The sequence below is a fragment of the Psychrobacillus sp. MER TA 171 genome, from assembly GCF_023713305.1.
Taxonomy (GTDB): Bacteria; Bacillota; Bacilli; order Bacillales_A; family Planococcaceae; genus Psychrobacillus.
In genome coordinates this window covers 128,702-144,995 of the sequence record NZ_JAMAWN010000004.1, presented here as the reverse complement: position 1 = coordinate 144,995, position 16,294 = coordinate 128,702, and the positions used below count along the sequence as shown (strand labels likewise).

General features: G+C 37.6%; 16 protein-coding genes. 4 read left to right on the top strand and 12 right to left on the bottom strand.

Annotated elements, in window-relative coordinates; genetic code table 11:
• Nucleotides 1–74: 74 nt before the first annotated feature.
• Nucleotides 75–1,793: an ABC transporter ATP-binding protein gene (locus M3627_RS05945; protein WP_169358485.1), complete on the top strand. Its 1,719-nt coding sequence runs from the start codon at nucleotides 75–77 to the stop codon at nucleotides 1,791–1,793.
• Between the two features lie 79 nt (nucleotides 1,794–1,872).
• On the opposite strand, the gene hflX is transcribed toward M3627_RS05945, so the two are convergent.
• The 4 genes from hflX to M3627_RS05930 all read right to left on the bottom strand — a co-directional run bounded on the left by hflX (nucleotide 1,873) and on the right by M3627_RS05930 (nucleotide 6,170).
• The gene (hflX, locus tag M3627_RS05940) at nucleotides 1,873–3,144 is read right to left on the bottom strand and encodes a GTPase HflX (protein ID WP_169358484.1); all 1,272 of its coding nucleotides are present in this window, start codon (nucleotides 3,142–3,144) and stop codon (nucleotides 1,873–1,875) included.
• Nucleotides 3,145–3,159: 15 nt separating this feature from the next.
• Nucleotides 3,160–3,900 carry a VOC family protein gene (locus M3627_RS05935; RefSeq protein WP_251553303.1) on the bottom strand — a complete coding sequence of 247 codons (741 nt, stop codon included), beginning with the start codon at nucleotides 3,898–3,900 and terminating at the stop codon, nucleotides 3,160–3,162.
• 105 nt (nucleotides 3,901–4,005) lie between these two features.
• Nucleotides 4,006–4,128 carry a hypothetical protein gene (locus tag M3627_RS20770; protein ID WP_285841648.1) on the bottom strand — a complete coding sequence of 41 codons (123 nt, stop codon included), beginning with the start codon at nucleotides 4,126–4,128 and terminating at the stop codon, nucleotides 4,006–4,008.
• 365 nt (nucleotides 4,129–4,493) lie between these two features.
• Complete coding sequence (locus M3627_RS05930) at nucleotides 4,494–6,170, bottom strand: AMP-binding protein (RefSeq protein ID WP_483315278.1); 1,677 nt, start codon at nucleotides 6,168–6,170, stop codon at nucleotides 4,494–4,496.
• Between the two features lie 126 nt (nucleotides 6,171–6,296).
• On the opposite strand from M3627_RS05930, the gene M3627_RS05925 reads away from it, so the two are divergent.
• Nucleotides 6,297–7,466, top strand: coding sequence for a class I SAM-dependent methyltransferase (locus M3627_RS05925; RefSeq protein ID WP_169358482.1), 1,170 nt, complete (start codon nucleotides 6,297–6,299; stop codon nucleotides 7,464–7,466).
• Nucleotides 7,467–7,491: 25 nt separating this feature from the next.
• The gene (locus tag M3627_RS05920; RefSeq protein WP_251553302.1) at nucleotides 7,492–7,758 is read left to right on the top strand and encodes a hypothetical protein; all 267 of its coding nucleotides are present in this window, start codon (nucleotides 7,492–7,494) and stop codon (nucleotides 7,756–7,758) included.
• A gap of 226 nt (nucleotides 7,759–7,984) precedes the next feature.
• On the opposite strand, the gene M3627_RS05915 is transcribed toward M3627_RS05920, so the two are convergent.
• From M3627_RS05915 to M3627_RS05905, 3 genes are all read right to left on the bottom strand, one after another.
• Nucleotides 7,985–8,365: a PH domain-containing protein gene (locus M3627_RS05915; protein WP_169358479.1), complete on the bottom strand. Its 381-nt coding sequence runs from the start codon at nucleotides 8,363–8,365 to the stop codon at nucleotides 7,985–7,987.
• Between the two features lie 301 nt (nucleotides 8,366–8,666).
• Entirely contained in the window at nucleotides 8,667–9,959 is a 1,293-nt protein-coding gene (locus tag M3627_RS05910) for an ABC transporter permease (protein ID WP_251553301.1), read from the bottom strand.
• Complete coding sequence (locus tag M3627_RS05905) at nucleotides 9,949–10,647, bottom strand: ABC transporter ATP-binding protein (RefSeq protein ID WP_251553300.1); 699 nt, start codon at nucleotides 10,645–10,647, stop codon at nucleotides 9,949–9,951. The genes M3627_RS05910 and M3627_RS05905 overlap by 11 nt, the downstream gene beginning before the upstream one ends.
• Before the next feature lie 69 nt (nucleotides 10,648–10,716).
• Here M3627_RS05905 and M3627_RS05900 point away from each other — a divergent pair, with 69 nt between their 5' ends.
• Nucleotides 10,717–10,857 (top strand): hypothetical protein, encoded by a 141-nt coding sequence (locus tag M3627_RS05900; RefSeq protein ID WP_251553299.1) that lies wholly within the window; start codon nucleotides 10,717–10,719, stop codon nucleotides 10,855–10,857.
• Nucleotides 10,858–10,978: 121 nt separating this feature from the next.
• Here M3627_RS05900 and M3627_RS05895 read toward each other — a convergent pair whose 3' ends face one another.
• From M3627_RS05895 to M3627_RS05875, 5 genes are all read right to left on the bottom strand, one after another.
• The gene (locus tag M3627_RS05895) at nucleotides 10,979–11,491 is read right to left on the bottom strand and encodes a PCYCGC motif-containing (lipo)protein (RefSeq protein WP_169358476.1); all 513 of its coding nucleotides are present in this window, start codon (nucleotides 11,489–11,491) and stop codon (nucleotides 10,979–10,981) included.
• Nucleotides 11,492–11,502: 11 nt separating this feature from the next.
• Nucleotides 11,503–12,879 (bottom strand): class II fumarate hydratase, encoded by a 1,377-nt coding sequence (gene fumC, locus M3627_RS05890; RefSeq protein WP_169358475.1) that lies wholly within the window; start codon nucleotides 12,877–12,879, stop codon nucleotides 11,503–11,505.
• Between the two features lie 19 nt (nucleotides 12,880–12,898).
• Nucleotides 12,899–13,834, bottom strand: a complete 936-nt coding sequence (locus M3627_RS05885) for an HD-GYP domain-containing protein (RefSeq protein ID WP_251553298.1) — start codon at nucleotides 13,832–13,834, stop codon at nucleotides 12,899–12,901.
• A gap of 382 nt (nucleotides 13,835–14,216) precedes the next feature.
• Nucleotides 14,217–15,758 (bottom strand): flotillin lipid rafts scaffold protein FloT, encoded by a 1,542-nt coding sequence (locus M3627_RS05880; RefSeq protein ID WP_169358473.1) that lies wholly within the window; start codon nucleotides 15,756–15,758, stop codon nucleotides 14,217–14,219.
• A gap of 15 nt (nucleotides 15,759–15,773) precedes the next feature.
• Entirely contained in the window at nucleotides 15,774–16,286 is a 513-nt protein-coding gene (locus tag M3627_RS05875; RefSeq protein ID WP_251553297.1) for an NfeD family membrane protein, read from the bottom strand.
• Nucleotides 16,287–16,294 lie beyond the last annotated feature (8 nt).

Below are 16,294 nucleotides of genomic sequence, written 5' to 3'. Positions count from 1 at the left end.
GAAACATTATAATATTTCGACAACTGAAATTATTCGTTATAATAGTCGTTATGATAATGAAAAGGGGATACGAAATGCTCAAGAAATTTTTTTCATTTTACAAACCACATAAACGATTATTTATTATTGATTTTAGCAGTGCCGTTTTTGTTGCAATTTTAGAACTAGCATTCCCAGTAGCTGTGCAATGGTTTATCGATGACCTTCTGCCCTCAGGAAATTGGGAGACAATCGTTCGTGTAGGTATAGTTCTCTTATTCGTCTATATTATTAGTACTGTACTCCAATATATCGTGAGCTACTTGGGGCACAAGTTAGGTATTAACATTGAGACAGATATGAGACAAAAACTATTTAACCATGTCCAACGACAATCATTTCGTTTTTTTGATAACACGAAAACGGGCCACATTATGAGTAGAATCACAAATGACCTGTTTGATATCGGAGAACTAGCACATCATGGACCCGAGGACCTATTTATTGCCATAATGACTATTATAGGTACCTTCACTATTATGTTCAACATTAATCCCGAGTTGGCTATTATTGCTATTATAATGGTTCCATTTTTATCTATTGTAGCAACCTATGGGAATATCATGATGAATAAAGCTTGGAAAAATATGTACGGGAAAATCGCTGACGTCAATGCAAGAGTAGAAGACAGCGTTTCCGGAGTACGAGTTGTCCAATCCTTTACAAATGAAAATTTTGAAATTTCAAGATTCAAGGAAGATAATTCACAATTCCGAATAGCGAAACTAAAAGCTTACAAAGTCATGGCAGGTACTCATTCTACCATCTATATGATGACAAGGCTAGTAACTTTAGTTGTCCTGGTAGTAGGAGCATGGTTCTCTTTTCAAAACTACATAACTTATGGAGAGCTAGTAAGTTTTATTTTATATGTAAATGTACTAATTAAGCCAGTGGATAAAATTACCGCTTTATTGGAATTATATCCAAAAGGAATGGCTGGATTTAAGCGCTTCTTAGAATTAGTGGAGCAAGAGCCTGAAATCGAAGATAAACCGAATGCAATTCAAGTAAATCATTTAAACGGTAATATTTCCTTTAGTAATGTTAGCTTCCAATACGATGAGCACAAAACTGTGTTAAAGGATATTAACCTTTCCATACGTGCTGGTGAAACAGTAGCGTTTGTTGGCCCTTCCGGGGCAGGTAAAACAACCATTTGTTCCTTAATACCTCGTTTTTACGATGTTAGTGATGGGGCAATTTCTGTTGATGGAATCAATATACAAGATTTATCGCTTCAATCACTCCGTTCACAAATCGGAATAGTCCAACAGGATGTATTTTTGTTTACCGGCACCATTCGAGAAAATATTGCTTATGGAAAAAAGGATGCTACGGAAGAGGAAATTCGTAGCGCAGCTAAGAAAGCACATTTAGAAAGCTTAATCGCTTCCTTACCAGCTGGGTATGATACACAAATAGGAGAGCGTGGGCTAAAATTGTCAGGTGGACAAAAACAAAGACTGGCAATAGCTCGAATGTTTTTAAAGAATCCGCCTATTCTCATTTTGGATGAGGCAACTTCTGCTCTCGATACAGAAACAGAAAAAATTATCCAGCAATCACTAATGGAGTTGGCAGAGGATCGTACAACTCTTATAATTGCCCACCGCTTAGCAACAATTAGAGACGCGGACCGGGTAATTGTAGTAACTGAGGATGGAATTGCTGAAGATGGATCATATAACGAGCTTGTGGCTAAAGAAGGTATTTTTGCAAGACTTCATAACATACAGTTTCAACAAGTTTAAACTACAATATACTGAGCTAATTTGAAAAAACAGCATAAAAAAAGAAGAAGCTCCGAAAATTATTCGGAGCTTCTTCTTTTTATGGTTGATACACAAATTCCTCTAAACGATCATAATCTGATTTTTTTAATTCCACGTGTACTAGCGTTCCTTCTTCCTCATATGAGGTCGACTTAACCGTGGCTTTCTCATTCAGATATGAAACGATATCTCCTCGATCAAATGGAATTAGCAGATCGCACTGAACATAGTCAGAGAATATATATTTTTTTATAATATCTAGTAGTTCATCTAAACCTTTCCCATCTTTTGCAGATATCCAGATATTACTTCCTGCAACGTGTGGGTACATCATGTCTGCTAAATCGGATTTATTGTAAACAAAAATTGTTGGAACGTCCTTTACTCCTACTTCAAGTAGCGTTTCATTCGTCACATCCATCATATATCGGTGTTCATCATTAGAAACATCGACCACGTGTAATAGTAGATTAGCGTCCCTTGCTTCCTCAAGTGTTGATCGGAATGCCTTCACTAGATGATGGGGTAGTTTACTGACGAATCCTACTGTATCAGTTAATAGGAATTCCTTTTGGTCTGGTAGTTTAATTTGACGGACGGAAGTTTCCAATGTAGCAAATAGCATGTCTTTCTCAAATACTTGCTTCGATTGTTCTTGTCCAATCTTTTGAAGCAGTTGGTTCATAATCGTAGACTTTCCGGCGTTGGTATAGCCAACTAGAGAAACAACAGGTATATTATTTTTTTTACGTTGCTTTCTTTGCGTTTCCCTTTGATCCTTAACTAGTTCTAGCTCTCTCTTCAGCTTTGCTATTTGGTCTTCGATTTTACGACGATCCAGCTCTAGCTTTGTTTCCCCAGCACCACGGTTACTAACTCCTCCGCCCGTACTACCACCCTGACGACCAAGGGAGGCTCGCAGACCGACAAGTCTCGGTAGCATATATTGAAGTTGTGCTAGTTCCACTTGCATTTGTGCCTCATTAGATTTTGCACGTCTTGCAAAAATGTCTAAAATTAGCATAGTACGATCTATTACCTTGCATTCTAAATCCCGCTCTAGATTTCTTATTTGGGATGGAGAAAGTTCATCGTTAAATATAACGAGATTTGCATCTGTAGCATCGAAGAGATTTTTTATCTCCTCTACTTTACCTGTTCCTACATAATGAGAAGATGTCACTCGCTCTAAATTTTGAGTGATTTCACCAACAACCTCCACATCTAAAGCTGCAGCTAAATTAATAAGCTCCTCTAATTCGTATTCGAAATGCTCATCTTTTTGTAGCTTAACTGCAACTACAATTGCTCTTTCATCTAACTGTTCCATTATAAAATCCTCCTCTTAATCGAAACGATATACTCCTTGTTCGTAAATTATAGCTTCTTGGTTAGGGAGGCCTTTAATTTGCACACTAACAAGCCTTTCTTTAGTCCCTTGTTTCAGCTGTTTAAATATTAAATTTGTATTGGGTAAGAATAACGTTTGGTGATCGTAAGTAACATTCAGATAGCTAGTCCATTTCTCTATTACTTCCCTTGGATTTTCTACATGAAACTCACAGCTCTCAATGGTAAGTTGGAGATTACTATTGTTCACTGTTCCCTCCTTCTGAAGCACCTCATATCTTTCATCATCCGTTTCTTCCCACTCTATAAAAAATGGCGCAGGTAAGCTGTCACTAACTTCTTCTTTAATAAATAGCATTTTCCATTTACGTAAAGATCCAGCAGCTGTCTTTCTTTCAGCATAAAATACTCCTGTTGTTTCTATACCTTTATTTTCTAAGTCTTTTCTAAGTACTTCCAAATCGTTTGCCCTAATGCAAATCGTTCCAAAACCTGGACCTTCTTTTAAATCATGGAGCATTAATTCTACTAAAGGGTGTACTACACGCCTAGCTACCTGTTCCTCTTCCATCGCTAACCATTCTACATAACTATTTTTCGTATAAAGAAGCGCATTATACGTCCCCCAGTTTAAATGCTGTCCACCAACCACGGCATGAATTCCTTGCTGTTGCCAATCTCCGGTCACTTCTGTAGGTTTTTTATTTACAAAATGAACAATATGGTCTAAAAACATACATTCACCTCTTATCTCAAAATTATCCTTTTATAAAATTAAGTATACAGGAAAACTGAAAAAAGCACCGATTATAACCTCGGTGCTTAAATCCTAAGTGTAAGCTCAGATCACAGCTAATACTAACTCTAGAGAACATGAACTGCGAGGAACTGCCTCCTCACTTTCCCCCATTTGCCTGTCGGGGCAGACATAGGCGGTTTCGCTTTTATTGGTGGCTAGCTGCACCGCCTTGCCCCTCGGGGTCAAATGGGTAAAAGCTCCGGTGGCTGAGGAACTGCCTCCTCACTTTCCCCCATTTGCCTGTCGGGGCAGACATAGGCGGTTGCGCTTTTCTTGGTGGCTAGCTGCACCGCCTTGCCCCTCGGGGTCAAATGGGTAAAAGCTCCGGTGGCTGAGGAACTGCCTCCTCACTTTCCCCCATTTGCCTGTCGGGGCAGACATAGGCGGTTTCGCTTTTCTTGGTGGCTAGCTGCACCGCCTTGCCCCTCGGGGTCAAATGGGTAAAAGCTCCGGTGGCTGAGGAACTGCCTCCTCGCTTTTTCCCATTTGCCTGTCGGGGCAGACATAGGCGGTTGCGCTTTTCTTGGTGGCTATGCTTCTATTTTCTCTTTTGACATTTCTCTCAGTAAGAATTTCTGGATCTTCCCTGATGCTGTCATTGGGTATGCATCGATGAATTCAATATATCTTGGTATTTTATGATAAGATATTTTCCCTTTACAGAATTGCTTCAAATCATCTGACGTTAGGCTTTCTCCTGTTTTTAGAATTACCCAAGCCATTAGCTCTTCTCCATATTTCGGGTCTGGTACACCCACAACCTGTACGTCTTGAATGGCTGGATGCTGATAAAGAAATTCTTCTACTTCCTTCGGATAAATATTCTCGCCACCTCGAATTACCATATCCTTGATTCTCCCGGTTATGTCGATATAACCTTCGTCATCCATTACGGCAATATCGCCAGTGTGGAGCCAGCCGTTGTCATCAATTGTCGATTTTGTTGCTTCTTCATTTTTATAGTAACCTTTCATCACTAAATATCCTCTTGTACATAGTTCCCCAGGTACTCCTGCAGGGGTATCCTCTCCTGTTGCCGGATCTATTATTTTCACTTCTACTCCTGGATGAGCTTTCCCAACTGAGGACACTCTTTTTTCAATTGAATCATCTGTTTTAGTTTGCGTAATAACTGGTGAGGATTCAGTTTGTCCATAGGCAATGGTAATTTCAGTTGCACCCATGTCTTCCATCACCTTCTTCATAACTTCTATCGGACAAATAGAACCCGCCATTATTCCAGTACGTAAGGTAGATAAATCAAATTGCTTAAAGTCTGGATGATTTAATTCAGCGATGAACATGGTTGGTACTCCGTGTAAAGCAGTACATTTCTCATCCTGCACTATTTTCAACACTTTCCCTGCATCAAATTGTTCAATGATTACCATAGTGGTTCCATGTGTTACTGAAGCAATTGTTCCCATGACACAACCGAAGCAATGAAAGAAGGGTACAGGTATACAAAGACGATCATGTTCAGTTAGATGAATGTAGTCACCTACAAGCTGACCATTGTTAACTATATTTTTATGGGAAAGCATTACTCCCTTTGGAAATCCAGTCGTTCCAGAAGTATATTGAATATTAATGACTTCATCATTATGAGTCGCTCTCATTGCATCCTCTAAAGTCTCATTCGATACTTGCTTTGCAAATTCAACGAACTCCGACCATTTATAAATTCCTGGGTAGTCATTTTCACTCATTACAATCACTCGTTTTAAATAGGGAAGTTTTTCAGTTTGAATATTCCCTTTTTCTGCTGTATTTATTTGAGGGCAAATTGCACGAATAATGTCGAGATAAGAAGTAGTTTTAAAGGATTCACATAATATAAGAGTAGTAGCATCTGATTGCTGTAATAGATATTCCAGTTCTTTTTCCTGATAGTTTGTATTAACCGTTACTAAAACTGCTCCCATTTTTCCAGTTGCAAATTGGCTTAATAGCCATTCTCTTTTATTGTCTGACCAAATGGCAATATGTTCTCCTTTTTGAACACCCATGCCAATAAATGCTTTAGCAAGCTCGTCAGTTTCCATATCAAACTCTTTATAAGTTTTACGAATCCCATGCTCAGGGTACACATAAGCCTCTTTGTCAGGAAACTTACTTGCGGCTTCCTTTACTATCTCCCCAATTGTTTTTTCATTTAACAACCCAATCTCCCCTTTCGATTGACTACTCACCACTAATATTATCATAAAATTCTGATATTATAAAAGGTATATAGACGTTTTAACTCTTCTTATACGATAGCTAATCTATCTATGAAATATGTCGTTGTGATACACTAATTTCAAGTATCTTACGAAAAAGAAGGCGATTATATGGAATTCAACGAAATGAAAGACAACGTATTAAAGCAAATCTTATCTAAACAGCTGATTCAAGCAACAATAAGCCAACCAAGGGCTAAATCTAATGAAATAAAGCGCATCAAACTAAAGCCTATTGAAATAAAAAATATGTACCACATCCAATTAGAATACCAATACGAACGTATTTTAAAGCACGAAAATATTCGAATAGAAGAATTCTCTTCAACATGGGAAAAGTTACTGGAGGATTTCCGCCAAATTCACGGTGATTTTCTTGAGGAAAAAATTCAAATACAACTTTCTAAGAAAAATAAAGTGATGTATAAAACTGAAAAAAACACATCATTGAAACAAGTGGATTTATCTCATAATCGTAAAAAAAACTACTTGTTAGACGAGCATACAGCTTATCCTTTTTTAATCCGATTAGGAGTTCAAACCTCTGAAGGAAAAGTAAAAAAACAAAAGTACGATAAATTTAAACAAATTAATCGTTTTATTGAATTTATAGATGATACTTTGGCTTATTTACCAAAGGATAAAACCGTTCGTATTCTAGATTTTGGCTCTGGTAAATCCTATTTAACGTTTGCCCTTTATCACTATTTAAAAATTGAAAAGGGATTAGACATTCGTGTTACCGGCCTTGACTTAAAAAAGGAAGTAATTGAAGAATGTTCACAAATAGCTAAAGATCTAGATTATGACCATTTGGAATTTTTGGTAGGAGATATTAACGATTATAACGATGAAACTGCCGTAGACATGGTTGTTACCTTACATGCTTGTGATGTTGCAACTGATATGGCACTTGCCCGAGCGGTTAAGTGGAATGCTAACGTCATTTTAAGTGTACCTTGCTGTCAGCACGAGTTAAATAGACAGCTTGATGCCCCTGAGTTAAACATTATGCTCAAGCATGGACTAATAAAAGAACGCTTTTCAGCACTTGCTACAGATTCAATTCGCGCTGAAATATTGAATATGGTAGGCTACGAGGCTCAATTAGTGGAGTTTATAGATATGGAAAATACACCCAAAAATATTTTAATCCGTGCCTATAAAACAGATGGTAAACCAACCAACGAGCAAATAGAAGCTTATAAACAATTTAAACAGATGCTAAAAGCTCAACCGTTTCTAGAAAATGAACTTAAGGAATACTTGAATATAGACTAATCATGACAATCCAAGGAGAGAACATATGAAAGATCCAACTTATCAAAAAGTGGTATATGGCATAGTAATGGCTATTGCAGTGATAATTGTTCATTTTTTAAATGTAAGAGTATATCCCCTGCAACCTATTTTCTCTATACTCATCGCTATATTAATAATTTATGTAGGCATTACTGCTGTAAAAAAGTCAGGGAAATTTGAACAGACAATCTCAAGGATGAAATATAACTTACTAAACCTGGTGGTAGTCTTTATACTATTTATCGCATACTTTACAATTGACCCATCTTAGAAGAAAAGCTTCATCGCCTGCCCTGCCCCGACAGGCAAATGGGGAAAAGCGAGGAGGCAGCTCTTCAGCCACCGGAGCTTTTTACCATTTGACCCGAGGGGCAAGGCGATGAAGCTAGACAACTAGAAAAGCTTCATCGCCTATCTCTGCCCCGAATTAATATTTTGGATAGCAAAAAAACTTGAAGGGTTCGATCCCTTCAAGTTTTTTGGTCTTTATACTGAAATTATTTTAACGTATAAGTAGCTAATACTTGCTGCACTTTAAAGATGTTTAGACTCTTATTAAAACGTTTTTGGATAGGCTCAGCACTTCCGGAGATAAAGATTTTTAACTCCGCATCTAAATCCATCATACTGCCTGCTGTTTCCACACTAAAATGTAAAATGGATGAATAAGGTATAGAATGATATTCTACTTTTTTTCCTGACATCCCTTGCTTATCTACCAAAAGCAGTCTTTTGGATGTAAATACAATTAGATCACGCACTAATTTATAAGCATGTTCTACCTTTTCACCTTGAATCAGGATTTCACTTAACTCTTTTTCTACTGTATCTACATTTGTTTCGGAAGCATTTCCAAGTAATCCGTTTAAAATAGACAATTTATTCCCTCTTTTCATGGTATGTTATTTATTTAACAAGTGTCTTTATGACATTTCAATATCTTTGTATGAAGAACATGTATGATTGTATCACATCTTATCCCACTATTATGTTGTCATTAAATTGATTTAATGGTAAACGCTTAATCTCCACTTTTAATTCGTTAACGCAAGTTCTACTACCATCAGATATAGGGTCTTGTCACCATACCATTTCGCTATGCATCAACTTTTTCTTTAATAAAGCTTTTGCATAAAAAGAGTGAACCGATGCTTAAACGCATCCGTTCACTCTTTTATGTTATAGCTCTTGTCGCAAAGCCTGAATTACATCTATTTTAGTTGCTTTCTTAGCTGGTCTCCATCCAGAGATCATAGCTACTCCGATACTTATGCAAGACGCAATAGCTACAAGTTGCCAAGGGATTAACGAAAACGTTAAATTCATTCCAGCAATACTCTCCTCCTCTAATGCCATGCCCACAACAATTGGCAAGACTAGATTAGCTAAATAACTTACTACATAAGAAATAATTACTGCAAGCACAGTTCCAATAATACCAATCCATGCACTTTCCATGAGAAACAGTCGTCTGATCAATTTTGGGCTAGCCCCAATTGCTTTCATCACTCCAATTTCTCTTGTTCTCTCTGTAACCGCCATTGTCATTGTATTAAAGATACCTATAGATGAAATTAAAACTGCAATCGTGCCTACAAATATAAGTCCTATTTTAAAAGCCATAAAAAATACATCTAACTGCTCCAATTGCTCGGAAACAGAGTAAACACTGTAACCCATCTCTTTAAGTTCATCTGTTGTAGCCTTGACGTCCTCTAGACTAGCAGTAAAAACTTTCGTTTCTGTGTATAGAACCTCTTCTGGTACCTCCGCTACATTCGCTGTATAGGATGCCATTAATGTTTCCGTCCAAGATTCATCCATTAGGACAATTTTATCGACTATCCAGTCTTTTGCTGGTTGCTTAGTAACCCCTACAATTGTAAACGTCCATTGTTCTGGAAAAGTATCCTCTTGACCATATGGCTTCATGGCTAGAGTAACCTCTTTACCTAGTATGGATTCTTCATACCCTTTTGGTATTTCTCCATCCTCTGCTGCTCCATCTTCCCAAGTTGTACGCTCTTGTTCTGTCCACAAGTTTTCTGCGAAGTGATAGCCAACAATAATTTCATTACTATCTTTAGGCATTCTACCCTCGGATAATGAAAGGTTTGAATTTGTTTCTTCTTTAAAATTCGTTAGCTTGGAGTTTCCGAAAATTGTTCTATCCTCTAATTTAAAAATAGTTTCGACGTCTATGCTAGCACGTTGAACAACTGCTCCGACCGAATCTATATTTTTTATTTCCTCATAATCGATTACGCCTTCGTTACCATACACTTCTACCTCTGTAATAGCTTGGTCCTCTAAGATTTCAGAACGCATCATATCTTGTACACCAAACCCTATAGAAGCTAGAACGATTAAAAATGCACAACCCATTGTTGCGGCAAGCACTGTCATAAATACTCGTAGTTTATTTTTCTTAATATGCTGGGATACAAATTCTAGCTGATCCTTAAATAACATGAGACATATCCTCCTTCCTAAGTTCTCCGTCGTGCATCTTTAGCTTGCGGTGTGCGATGCTAGCTACCTCTTCATCATGAGTGATAATAACAAAAGTAATTCCCATAGTCTGATTGAGTTCTTGAATGAGAAGTAGAATGTCCTGCTCTGTCTCTGAGTCTAGGCTACCGGTTGGCTCATCTGCTAATAAAATAGGGGGACTCGTGATTAATGCACGAGCTATACTAACCCGCTGTTGTTGCCCACCAGACAATTCATTTGGGTAATGATCGGACACAGAATCTAGGCCTACCTTTTTCATAATTTGAAGGACGGTTACTTTACGTTTTTTAGAAGAAATTCCTTTCAGCTTTAATGGTAGCTCCACATTTTCAAAAGCAGTTAAACCAGGCATCAGCTGAAAGTTTTGAAAGATAAAGCCGAAATTATTTAAACGAAAGGCTGCTCTTTCGGTTTCATTTAACTTAACAGTCTCTTGGCCATTTATAAGAATAGACCCTTGCTCTGGACTCATAAAGCCTGCAAGCGTGTTCAATAAAGTAGACTTACCCGAACCACTTTTCCCAACTACGGCCACAATTTCTCCTTGTTGTACGTCAAAGGAGAGATTCTTTAGTACAGGCACCTTCTTCTCTTTTCCTTTCTTTCCAATTAAAAATGTATGATTGACATTCTTTACATGTATCATGCAATACCCCTTCCTCGTTACCTTCTATTCATTATAGTTAACGTTTCTTAACATTCAGGAAGGATAAAAATGAAGAAATTCTTAAGAAAGACAACTAAATTCATGAATTTGGTGCACAAGAAAAGCGCAAGCGCCTATGTCTGCCCCGACAGGCAAATGGAGAAAAGCGAGGAGGCAGTTCCTCAGCCACCGGAGCTTTTATCCATTTGACCCCGAGGGGCAAGGCGATGAAGCTAGACATCAATTTACCCACAGGTTCAGAATTCTATAATTTCCTAAACAATAAAAAAACTGCTCCCCTCACTTATAAGCGAGAAGGAGCAGTTATATTTTAAGAGGGCATTGGTGTGTCAGTTGGTTTAGAGTAGCCTTCTTGATAAGCCTCGTCTATGGCCTGGCGAATTTCTATAAGTGACTTACCTTCTTGAACCATGTTAATAGAGGCAACGGCAGTTTCTAAGCACGCTGCACAGCGAGTACCATGGTCATCCCATACTACTTCACCATTTTCTTTAATTTCCTGTACAAAACAGTTGAAGTTACTTCTATGGCCCGCACTATCGCCGCAACCACAGTAACAAGGCATCCACTTGAGTACCTCATTAGCTTTTGCTGCAGCTTGATAAATCAGCTGCATATTTTCAGGTTGTTTTTCTAGAAACTTCGGAAGCACATCAGTTGAAGAAGTAGTTTCCTGAATATCCCCATTAGCTAAATGAGTCGTATGGTCGTGATTATGTTCCTGATGATCCACTTCTTCTGCAGTCTTGTGACTTTCTTCTTTTTGACCACAGGCAGCAAGCACCAACATTAAACAAAATAATAAAAATAGAATTTTTTTCATATATACCTCATTTAAATCATTTTTTCTGGTCTAACAATTTCATCAAACTTGTCAGCAGTTAACAGCTCTAATTCGATAGCTGCTTCTTTTAAAGTTGTACCATTTTTGTGTGCATGCTTAGCAATTTTTGCAGCATTCTCATAGCCAATGTATGGATTCAAAGCAGTTACAAGCATTAGAGAATTATTAACATGATGTTTAATTGTTTCTAAGTTTGGTTCAATCCCTACTGCACAGTTATTATTGAAGCTAATAATTGCATCACTTAATAAGCGAACGGATTGTAAGAAGTTATGAATAATTACAGGCTTGAAGACATTTAATTGATAGTTCCCTTGACTCGCTGCAAAACTGATTGAAGTATCATTCCCCATCACTTGGGCTACTACCATCGTCATTGCTTCACTTTGAGTAGGATTTACTTTACCAGGCATAATAGAGCTTCCTGGTTCATTTTCCGGAATAGAGATCTCTCCGATACCAGAACGAGGACCACTTGCAAGTAAACGTACATCATTAGCAATCTTCATTAAATCAGCTGCAAGTGCCTTCACAGCACCGTGTACATAAACAACGTCATCATAGCTTGTCAAAGCATGGAATTTGTTCTTAGCTGAAGTAAATTCTATTCCTAGCTCTTTAGAAATTTCTGCTGCTACTAAATCTCCAAAACCTTTTGGAGCATTCAAACCGGTACCTACAGCTGTACCTCCAACTGCAAGCTCTTTCATATCTTCCACTGCTGTATTAATCATTTTAGAAGACTTTTCAAGCATTCTATGCCACCCACTGAATTCTTGGCCAAGAGACAGTGGCGTTGCATCTTGTAGATGCGTACGTCCAATTTTAATGATATCCATAAACTGTTCAGATTTTTTACCCAACGTCTCTTTTAAAACGTCAATTGCAGGCAATAACTCTTTTTCGACTGCGAGTACTCCAGCAATATGAAGTGCAGTGGGGAAAGTATCGTTAGAGCTTTGGGATTTGTTTACATCATCATTTGGGTGAAGTCTCTCTTCACTACCTTTTTCCTCTAATAGTTGATTACCTCTATTGGCAATGACTTCGTTAACATTCATATTAGACTGCGTACCACTACCAGTTTGCCATACTACTAATGGAAAATGATGATCTAGCCTTCCTGCTAGTATTTCATCAGCTGCAGCTGCGATAGCATCTTTTTTTACTTCTGATAGATTACCAAGAGAATGACTAACGATTGCCGCTGATTTCTTTAATAGAGCTAATCCATGTACTACTCCAATAGGCATTTTTTCTGTACCAATTTTAAAGTTTTCTTTAGATCTTTGTGTTTGAGCTCCCCAAAGACTATCTTGTGGAACTTTAATTTCTCCCATAGAATCACGTTCAATACGATAAGACATTTTTTTCTCTCCTTTTCATTTACCACTGATTATTTTTTTCTTGCAACATTTCGAGAAATTCATCTAGAACCTTTGGATTAAATTGAGTTCCTCTGCCTCTCTTTATTTCGAGTATAGCTTCTTCAAAGGTCATAGCCCCACGGTAAACCCGATTAGTAGTCATTGCATCAAATGCATCCACCACAGAGACAATAGAAGCTTCTAAGGAAATTTCCTCTCCCATAAGTCCAAAAGGATATCCTTTTCCATCATACCTTTCATGATGCTGTTCGACAATAAAAGCAGCTTCCCTGATGCAGGAAATTTCATGATTCCTCATCATTTCAGCGCCTAACGTTGTATGCATTTTCACAATTTTCCATTCATCCTCTGTTAGCTTCCCTGGCTTATTAAGAATTTCAATAGGGATAGCTAGTTTCCCTATATCATGGAAATAAGAGCCCAGGAACAATCTACGGACTCCTACTTTGTTTGGATTCAACCTTTTCCAAAGTTCAATTGAATAGTCTCTAATCCGCGCACAATGATGATAAGTATAACCATCCACTTCTTGAATACGGAGAGCATCCCGATGAATAATACCTCTCTCAAGGAAGTTTTGGGTAAAATATTTTTTAGTCATTTCTATTAAAATGTGCACTTCTTCCTTTGCATGACAAGTAATTAGCGTATTTAGCATGACTAAATCTAGTAAATCACCTGGCCGAAGTATTTTATGTTCGTTCCAGTACACTATTTTTAAACTGCCAGCTATAATATAATATTTTTCTACGTAATTGCTTTCATTACATGGGTTAGAATAAATCCAGGTAGTGCTTGCAGGGGTGAGTGTATAAAGCGCATAAGAAATATCGTCTGAGCTTCCAATATAAGTTGTAATTGTTTTATCAGTAACTACCCTAGGTAGACTCTGCTTTTCTCTAATATCGTGAATTTGTTCTTTTGTAAGTATCATTGTCCCTCCACAATTCTACAACATTCGACAATCTAACCTTAATTATACATTTAGTTAATAGTAGAATCAATTTCATAATTCTGAAGTTTTTATGAAACACGAACAATCAAAAAAATAATAAAGGCATTTATATGCTTTTATTAAAAAATGATTAGAAATGAGTTTTCCAATTAATTGCCTACCGGGTCTTATGATAGGTCTTCCCTATCTCTATGGAGTATGTATGAAATAACTATTTGTGTAAGAGATCACTTTTGAGTGTCAGCCGGTCACTACCAATTTATAAAAGAAATAACGTTCGTGTTTAATCATGATAGGGTTCTTTATGAAAGGAAATATAAAAAACGGACTTCCAACTTAGGAAAGTCCGTTTTTTTAAATGTTATACCTCTTGTACCTCGCGTACTTTTGTTTCTTCGTTCGCTTTTTTCACTTCCTGTGTCAATTGCTCAATGCTCGGTCTTATATTACCCTTTCCAGCATAGTTTTCTAGCATATTCTTCACATCAATTCCTGAGGAAGCCTTTAAAGTTTCTTGTAGGGTAGACATAAGATTTGTAGCGTATGAGGTAACCTTATTGGCACCTCCGCCTTCTCCTCCACCAGTATCTACTACAGTTATCTTATCGATATTTGAAAGTGGACTAGCAATTTGTTTAGCATATTCTGGTAGCATTTTAACAACCATATCTAGAACTGCAGCTTGCCCATACAGATCAAACGCTTCAGCAATTTTTTGTTTAGCTTCAGCTTCTGCAAGTCCCTTCAGTCGAATTATATCTGCTTCTGATTCACCTTGCGCACGTTGCGAGTCAGCTTTTGCTAAACCGTCTAAACGTACTTTTTCTGCATCTGCTTTCGCTTTTGCCTCAATGCGATATTTTTCTGCATCTGCCTCTGCCATTTCACGAGACTTGGATGCAGCAGCATTTTGTTCAATAGCATAACGGTCTGCATCTGCCTTTTTCTTTACCTCTGAATCATATTGCTTTTCACGACGCAATATCTCTTTCTCTTCAAGCTCAATTTGCTTTTGACGTTCAATAATTTGAATTTGCATTTCCTGCTCTGTTACTTCTTGCTTAGACCTTGCCGTCTCCAACTCATAGGCTTGGTCGGCACGTGCCTTAGCAATGTCTTGCTCTCGTCGGTATTCTGCAACCTTTAACAGATTGTCTTTTTCTGCTTCTGCGATTTCCGTTGCTCGTTCAATTTCAGCTTTTTGAGCTTCCTTCGAAGCCATTGCACGTTTAATACGTGTTTCCTTTTCTGCTTCTGCTGTAGCTATATCCGCATCACGCTTAACTTGTGCGATTCTTGGCTTACCTAGAGAATCTAAATAACCATTTTTATCTCGAACATCTTTGATTGTAAAAGAAACTATAATAAGACCCATTTTTGCTAAATCCTGCGACGCAACACGTTGTACCTCTTGCGAGAACTTATCTCTATTTTTATATATTTCCTCAACTGTCATTGACCCTAAAATGGAGCGAAGATGACCTTCTAATACTTCTTTTGCTTCATTTTCTCTGTCCTGTTTAGATTTCCCTAAAAACTGCTCAGCTGCAGTTGCAATTTCTGAAATGGAACCTCCGATTTTAATAATAGCGGTCCCATCCGCCATAACTGGAACACCCTGCTCGGTATACACTTCAGGTGTTGTAACTTCTAGTTTACTTGATAATAGACTAAGAGGTTCACTTTGCTGGAATACAGGAAATACGAATGTACCGCCACCTCTAATAATCTTAATGCGATTGCCCGAGTCATCTGTATGAACATTTTTAGAGCCTAAGTAGCTCCCTGTAACGATTAAGGCTTCATCAGGACCAACCGTTTTATATTTGGTTATATAGACAGCCAGCATGATTAAAACTACGAATACAACAACCCCTATTACAACTAACATTTCCAAGCCCATTTAAAATCCCCCTTTTTATTTTATAAAAGGCACATATTCTTTTACTAAAAAAGTGCCGTCTTTCACTTCAATTATTAAGACCTGTTTTTCATATTCAATCTCTTCATTGTCTAAACCAGTAGCTCTTTTAGCGATGAGTCCATTTACTGTCTCAATAGTGATTTCACCATACCCGTTTGAGGGTATAGGAACAATAACCTTTCCGACTTGCCCTAGTAATGACTCGTTTGTGTAAGCTGTAGAGACTTCGGCTGAGGAGAGAGGTAAAAGTACAAAGAAGTACAGTAAAAAGGTTAAAAAGATGGATATCCCTACAGCCACGGTAATTATAACGGTTTCACTCCAATTAGTAACTTTAAGGAGAATAAAACCCGCTGCACAAATGAATAATAGAAAGGAGAGAATTGTAGTCGGATTAAAAATCCCTGCTTCCATGCCGTCTATTGCATCTGCAAATAACACATAAAGAATAGTAATAAGACCAATTACAATTAAACCATACAAGAAAATTTGTTCTATTTTTCTCACCACTTTTC

What these genes read in the sequence shown, in the direction of transcription:
- M3627_RS05945 (WP_169358485.1), top strand. Translation starts at nt 75, where the DNA reads ATGCTCAAGAAATTTTTTTCATTTTACAAACCACATAAACGATTATTT.
- hflX (WP_169358484.1), bottom strand. Translation starts at nt 3,144, where the DNA reads ATGGAACAGTTAGATGAAAGAGCAATTGTAGTTGCAGTTAAGCTACAA.
- M3627_RS05935 (WP_251553303.1), bottom strand. Translation starts at nt 3,900, where the DNA reads ATGTTTTTAGACCATATTGTTCATTTTGTAAATAAAAAACCTACAGAA.
- M3627_RS05930 (WP_483315278.1), bottom strand. Translation starts at nt 6,170, where the DNA reads ATGATAATATTAGTGGTGAGTAGTCAATCGAAAGGGGAGATTGGGTTG.
- M3627_RS05925 (WP_169358482.1), top strand. Translation starts at nt 6,297, where the DNA reads ATGGAATTCAACGAAATGAAAGACAACGTATTAAAGCAAATCTTATCT.
- M3627_RS05920 (WP_251553302.1), top strand. Translation starts at nt 7,492, where the DNA reads ATGAAAGATCCAACTTATCAAAAAGTGGTATATGGCATAGTAATGGCT.
- M3627_RS05910 (WP_251553301.1), bottom strand. Translation starts at nt 9,959, where the DNA reads ATGTTATTTAAGGATCAGCTAGAATTTGTATCCCAGCATATTAAGAAA.
- M3627_RS05905 (WP_251553300.1), bottom strand. Translation starts at nt 10,647, where the DNA reads ATGATACATGTAAAGAATGTCAATCATACATTTTTAATTGGAAAGAAA.
- M3627_RS05900 (WP_251553299.1), top strand. Translation starts at nt 10,717, where the DNA reads ATGAAGAAATTCTTAAGAAAGACAACTAAATTCATGAATTTGGTGCAC.
- M3627_RS05895 (WP_169358476.1), bottom strand. Translation starts at nt 11,491, where the DNA reads ATGAAAAAAATTCTATTTTTATTATTTTGTTTAATGTTGGTGCTTGCT.
- fumC (WP_169358475.1), bottom strand. Translation starts at nt 12,879, where the DNA reads ATGTCTTATCGTATTGAACGTGATTCTATGGGAGAAATTAAAGTTCCA.
- M3627_RS05885 (WP_251553298.1), bottom strand. Translation starts at nt 13,834, where the DNA reads ATGATACTTACAAAAGAACAAATTCACGATATTAGAGAAAAGCAGAGT.
- M3627_RS05880 (WP_169358473.1), bottom strand. Translation starts at nt 15,758, where the DNA reads ATGGGCTTGGAAATGTTAGTTGTAATAGGGGTTGTTGTATTCGTAGTT.